The organism is Chamaesiphon sp. OTE_8_metabat_110, assembly GCF_031382685.1.
Lineage (GTDB): Bacteria > Cyanobacteriota > Cyanobacteriia > Cyanobacteriales > Chamaesiphonaceae > Chamaesiphon.
The window spans coordinates 1-6239 of sequence record NZ_JANMZA010000358.1 but is presented as its reverse complement, the minus strand read 5'-3'; the positions used below and the strand labels follow the sequence as shown (position 1 = coordinate 6239).

The 6239-nt window shown below is 49.0% G+C and carries 6 protein-coding genes; 5 read left to right on the top strand and 1 reads right to left on the bottom strand.

The window, feature by feature from the left end; all coding sequences use genetic code 11:
- A partial coding sequence (queA, locus tag RMO52_RS13100) for a tRNA preQ1(34) S-adenosylmethionine ribosyltransferase-isomerase QueA (RefSeq protein ID WP_310414851.1) occupies window positions 1-983 on the top strand: 983 nt, incomplete at its 5' end.
- Between the two features lie 355 nt (window positions 984-1338).
- Window positions 1339-1800: a DUF4351 domain-containing protein gene (locus tag RMO52_RS13095; RefSeq protein ID WP_310414849.1), complete on the top strand. Its 462-nt coding sequence runs from the start codon at window positions 1339-1341 to the stop codon at window positions 1798-1800.
- Window positions 1801-1996: 196 nt separating this feature from the next.
- Here the strand turns inward: RMO52_RS13095 and RMO52_RS13090 are convergent, their stop codons facing one another.
- Window positions 1997-2452 carry a VOC family protein gene (locus RMO52_RS13090; protein ID WP_310414846.1) on the bottom strand — a complete coding sequence of 152 codons (456 nt, stop codon included), beginning with the start codon at window positions 2450-2452 and terminating at the stop codon, window positions 1997-1999.
- Between the two features lie 386 nt (window positions 2453-2838).
- On the opposite strand from RMO52_RS13090, the gene RMO52_RS13085 reads away from it, so the two are divergent.
- The 3 genes from RMO52_RS13085 to RMO52_RS13075 form a co-directional block, all read left to right on the top strand.
- Window positions 2839-3030 (top strand): hypothetical protein, encoded by a 192-nt coding sequence (locus RMO52_RS13085; RefSeq protein ID WP_310414842.1) that lies wholly within the window; start codon window positions 2839-2841, stop codon window positions 3028-3030.
- A gap of 45 nt (window positions 3031-3075) precedes the next feature.
- Window positions 3076-5415, top strand: coding sequence for a transglutaminaseTgpA domain-containing protein (locus RMO52_RS13080; RefSeq protein WP_310414839.1), 2340 nt, complete (start codon window positions 3076-3078; stop codon window positions 5413-5415).
- 255 nt (window positions 5416-5670) lie between these two features.
- Window positions 5671-6239: von Willebrand factor type A domain-containing protein (locus tag RMO52_RS13075; protein ID WP_310414835.1), on the top strand; the 569-nt coding region annotated here is incomplete at its 3' end.

The window sequence follows — 6239 nt, the reverse complement described above, 5'->3', positions numbered from 1 at the left end:
ATCAACATCGTCACTTTCATGAGATTGGCGATTTTCTCAATCCGGGAGATTTGCTGGTATTTAATGATACTCGCGTCATTCCCGCGCGAATTTATGGTGCCAAAACCACAGGCGCACCTGTCGAGATTCTGCTGTTATCCGAGCAGCAACATAATTGTTGGTTGGCACTGGTAAAACCCGGACGCAAGCTCAAAGTCGGTACCCAAATTGTTTTCCCCGCACGCGAGCCAGGGGGTGAAATTCCGCAGCTTACGGCGACGATTATTGCTAGAGATGAATTTACTGGTGGTAGGTTACTGCAATTTGACTTGCCTGACGATATCCCCCTGCTGCAAGTGTTGGCGGATTTTGGCGAACTCCCGCTACCGCCATATATCAATGCTAGTACTTCCACGCCCGAGCAGTATCAAACCGTCTATGCCAAAGTTCCCGGTGCGGTAGCGGCTCCGACGGCTGGCTTACATTTTACGCCGGAATTACTCGATCGATTGACCGCTAGGGGTATCCGCCAAACTCACGTTACGCTCCATGTAGGTGTGGGGACTTTTCGCCCCGTCGAAGCCGAGGATATTACCACCCATCAGATGCACCATGAATGGCTGGAAATCACCAGCGAGTCGATCGAGCTAATCGCAGCCACTAAAGCCGCTGGTGGCAAGGTATATGCCGTGGGGACAACTGCGGTACGCGTCCTGGAAACGGCAGCTCAGACGGGCACGTTGCAGCCTTACAGCGGCGATACGAATATCTTTATCTATCCCGGCTATCAATGGCGAGTGGTAGATGGGTTGATTACCAATTTCCACTTACCCGGTTCGAGTTTAATGATGCTTGTCAGTGCGGCGATCGGGCGGCAAAGACTATTAGACTTATATCAAGTCGCGATCGAGTCTGATTATCGCTTTTACTCTTTTGGGGATGCGATGTTGATTCGATCTTTTTCAGCCGACGAGCAGAGCGGTTTGACATCAAAATCGCCCTAAGACGGCAGGAGATTACGTGATTGAGAACTGCTAAATTTACTCAAAATCACGATCGTTGAATCTCTTCCCCTTGAAGTTGAGACCGAGTTTTGTCAAACCTGTTTGAGTTTGTCTGGCGGTCTTCCCAGTAGAAGCTGAATTACCGGATTCCAGTGCTTGTTGATAAGTCGCTTAGGTGAGGTCGCCAAAGCCGTCGTAGACAGCACAATGGTAAAATTAAGTCGGATGAACAATTGTAGTTATTACCTAAGTTATGGATTTTAACGCCAACTCTATCCGATCGCTTGCTAGAGAGTGTCGGTGCTAGGCTAGAGTTGGAGCGATGGGGTGATGGTGTATACGTTTGCCGTCGGGGTTGAAGACGGGAATCGTGGTGATTCATCAACTACCACAGACACCAGCGACTCTATGGTTTAGACTCTTAGGTAAGGGCAATGTGCAGGAAAGAGCGATCGCGGAAGTTGCTGCACTAGCGATGAATCATCCCTATCGAGATAATGTCTTGGATCTATTGGGAAATCTGAGAGTTACGTTGGAAGCTAAAGCAAATATCGAACCGGAGGAGCGAGATTTAATTATGCAGTTATCGCCGTTATATTTAGAAAAGCTCCAAGCGGCTGAAAGGATTGGCGGGCAGAAGGAAGCACAGACTTTGATTTTACGGCAATTAAATAGACGAGTTGGTGTTCTGTCTCCAGAGTTGCAGTTGCATGTGAAGGCTCTTTCTCTGCCTCGATTGGAGGAGTTGAGTGAGGCGTTGTTAGATTTTAGTCAAATGGATGATTTGGTGGCTTGGTTAGATGCAGATCGAGCGTAAAATAACTTTAAATTGTCGTCGATCCCAAATATGCACGATCGAATCATCAAATATTCGCAATTGAGATTGAGTTCGATAAGATCGACCGCGAAAACAAGCCCAAATCATTGCTCCGTCAAGGTTTGCTCGTGGGCAGTGCCCACCCTACTAGCTAGTCCCCCAGTCCCTCAGTCCCCCGTCTCCCATCTCTTATCCCCTATTGTGGATCGCAGCGAAGTTCGACGATAAAGCCGTCTGGATCGTAACAGTATACGCCGCGCCCGGTCGCTCTAGTGACGGGTTCGCCATCAATTTTGACTCCATTATCGTGCAGCACCTGGACGGCTAATTCAAATAAGTCGGGGGCGATATCAAAGGCGAGATGATTGGCGCGGGTAAATTGCTGTGTCAGATCGGGTGATGGTGGCGATAAGTCTGGCTCGCCAAATAAATCCAGCACGGTACCATCTGGAGTCCGAAAATTTGCTACCCGTCCTTGTCGAACCAATTCTGTCAGGCTTGTAGGGATTTCTGTGCCAGTTAGCTCGTGTAAGCCCAAAATCGTCCCGTAGAAGTGGCGAGATGCCTGCATGTCGCTGACATTGAGCGCGATATGATGGATGCGGCGGAGGGCACCTGTGGGGAGCGTCGAGATCGATCGAGTTGCAATCATAGCAATGGTTTTTAAAAAACAAATCGCTGGAACACTGATATTGTCGTGAAAGGTAAAGGGTAAAGGGTAAAGGGTAAAGGGTTTTAAATATCGGTGTGTCATTCTCTAATTAGAGATTGATATTACTTCTATTCACTATCCACTATCCACTATCCACTATCCCCTATTCACTATCCACTATTCACTATCCACTATTCACTAAACCTCATAACACCCTTATGCTAACCAAAACCGGACGAATTTAGCCCAAATTGCGATCGAGTTGTGTCCTGATTTGGGGATAGCGGTGGTGTATATTCAAATTAAGACGGGGATTAACCAGTTACAGTGCATTATTACCGAGGGTTGCCATGCCATTGACTAAACCTAAATCAATTTGAGAGTGAGTGCCGAACGTGGAAGATCGATTACCTTTATTAATTCAAAAACAACTGAATGCCGTAATTCAAAAGCATCCGCCCCTATTTCCGTGGGAAACCAAAATTGAAGAATATGAAACAACTGAGGTCGAATCTGGGAACTCTAAACTTACCAGTCCTCCACCTTCAACGCCCGAAGCCGATCGCGAAGATCGGTAACTAGTTTGCTAGTGGGTCGAAATCGGTGCCCTTCACGTTCTTATTATGCCCACATCTGCACCAGAGCGATCGCTTTCACCGCTTGCCAAAATTCAGCGTCAGATGGCAATGATGCCGAAGATTGCGCCCGAAGAATCATTATTGTTACGGGTGCTAGTACAGTCAATGGTAATCGTCGGGATTATTGCCACCGATGTCGCTGCTGATACTAGTCTGAGTTTGTGGGCGATTCCCCTGAGTATTATCGGGGCGACGTGGAGTTGGTTTCATCGTCACGGGCGGAATATCGGTGCTAAATTTGGTCTAGCATTGGCGATGCTGGGGGCATTGGGCTATTTTGTCGCGAATCTGGTGGGGAGTCTCAATGATACGCGGCTGGTTTTGGCAGAGTTATTGGTGCAGGTGCAGGTAATTCATACCTTCGATCTACCGCGCCGGAAGGATTTGGGCTACTCGATGACGATCGGGTTAATCTTGATTAGTGTGGCGGGTACTTTGAGTCAGACGTTGACTTTTGCACCGCTATTGCTGTTATTTTTGACGATCGCGATTCCGGTACTATTTCTCGACTATCGCTCGCGGCTGGATCTGACGCCACTGACGATCTCTAGTCCCACCCAAATCGCCAACATCGGTTTACCGTGGCAAAAACTGGGGCAATTGTTGGGGCTAGTCTTGGGCATCGGCTTAGTTATTTTCGCATTGATGCCGCGCTTTGGCGGCTATCAAGGTTCGCTCCCGATGAGTGCGCCGATTCAATACGAGCAAAAGAAATTCGACCCGAAGGGGATTACTAATCCCGGCTTTCAGCGCAAAGGTAAAGCTGGGAGTGGCAAAAATCTGCAAATCGACGGTAACGGCGGCGGCGATAGCCAGAGCGATGAACGCACGGATGATACTGCCTATTATGGGTTTAACTCGCGGATCGATCGCAATGGTGCGCGCGGTGTCATGAAGCCCAAGCTAGTGATGCGCGTTCGCTCCCAAGCGCCGGGATTTTGGCGCGCCTTGGCATTCGATCGCTATACTGGGCAAGGCTGGGAAATTTCGCGCAACGAGCAGACGCAAAAGGTGCGCCGTCCGGTGTGGGATTATAAATTTACCCTGGATTATCCCAATTCCCGAGTCCCCAGTAAGAAGGTAATTCAGAGTTATACCGCGCTCGAAGACTTGCCCAATATCATTCCGGGGTTAGCCACTATCAATGAGCTATATTTCCCCACGCCCGAAATTGCGCTAGACGCCGAAGGGATCGTCCGATCGCCAGTCGGCTTACAGCCCGGATTGACCTATACTGTTGTCTCGCAGGTGCCCTATCGCGATCGCCAAATACTCGATCGCTCCAGTACCAAGTATCCCCCCAAGATCGTCGAATATTATCTCCAAATTCCTGCCGATATTGCGCCCAAATTGCAGCAATACACTCAAAATTTAGTCACCGATTATCCTCAACGGCAAGTCGGTAAAAATAGCCCCCCGCTGACATCTACCTACGCTAAATCCCTCTACCTCGCCCAATATCTCAAGCAACATTATCGCCTCCCAGCTAACCCCCTAAGCCTCGATCGCGTGCCCGAAAATGCCGATGTCGCGAGCTGGTTTCTGTTTCGCTGCGAGGGTAAATCGACTACCTGCGAAACTGGCGGTTATGCCGATGATTTTGCAACGACCTACACGATGATGTTACGCTCGATCGGGATTCCCGCCCGATTGGTTGTCGGTTTCGATCCGGGTAAATTCAATCCCTTTACTGGATTCTATGAAGTCTCCAACACCGACGCACATGCCCTCACAGAAGTCTATTTTCCCAAATATGGCTGGTTGGCATTCGATCCGATTCCCGGACACCCCTTGACCCCTCCAGGCGTCGATGAAGACCAAACTTTTAGCGCCCTCCAGCAACTGTGGAACTGGGTAGCGAGTTGGTTGCCTTCGCCAGTTACCGCTTGGATCGCCCAAATTTGGTCGCTGACGCTCGGCTGGTTGGTCGTCGGTATTTCCTTATTTCTCGGTCTGTTTAATCGCGGTTGGTTGGGAATATTTAGCGGTAGTGCGATCGCAATCTCGATCGCTTTTTGTCTGTGGTGGGGCTGGCAACAATTCACCAACTGGCGACATCGCCAATGGCTCAAAAAACTCTCCCCAGTCGAGCGAATCTATCAACAAATGTTAGCCCAATTACGCGATCGCGGCGTGCCCAAACATCCCGCGCAAACACCGTTAGAATACGCCCAAACAGTCCGCGAGACTCGATCGGCAGCAACGAGCATGGCAGTTGCAGAAATCTCCCAAGCCTATACTGCTTGGCGATACGGCGCACAACCGCAGCAGGTCGATCGACTTCAGGAGTTATTGAAAAATCTGGTAAAGGATCGTAAAAATTAACTCAATATTTTCACAAAAGTTGCCTATGGAAAAATGACGTTGCCAAATAAATTAATAATCCGAATAAGTATTCGGATAGCTGCATAGCTTATATTTAGCTTGAATATTTCGGGAATCGTCGCAGATGTGACGGTAGTAAAGGGTATACTCAAACTCCTGGGGATGCTGCCCCCTGCACCCTTGTTCATTTCGGGCAGTTGCCATGAAGTAGTCGCGACTCACACAAGTCCACTACCTATTTGCACCAACTTAATTATGTCTGATTCTACTCGCTCGGCTTATCGATCGATAGTCGTCTATACTAGCCTCGTTGTTTTACTGGGCAACCTTGCCGCGTGCGGTGCTGGCAGTCAAAAATCATCTGCGCCGACTAGTGGCGCTTCCACCCAAACAGCTAGTACTCCTAGAGCTGCTGGACTGGAAAGCAAGACAGGTAGCTCGATGGATACGACGGAAGCCGCTCAAACTGGGTTTTCGCCACCAGAAGTAGCTACTGACGAAAGCTATAAATCGATCGCGGATAATCAATTTTACACTGCCGATCGACAGCCGCTCTCAACTTTCTCGATCGACGTGGATGCGGCTAGTTATAGCAATGTTCGGCGATTTATCAATGAGGGACAATTGCCGCCCAAAGATGCCGTGCGCATCGAGGAGATGGTGAATTATTTCCCTTATGATTATCCCCAACCGACGGGAGATAAACCATTTTCGATTAATACTGAGGTTGCTACCGCACCGTGGAATCCCCAGCATAAACTCGTGCAAATTGGCTTGCAAGGGAGAAAAATTGGTATGGAAAAGTTACCGCCGAATAACTTAGT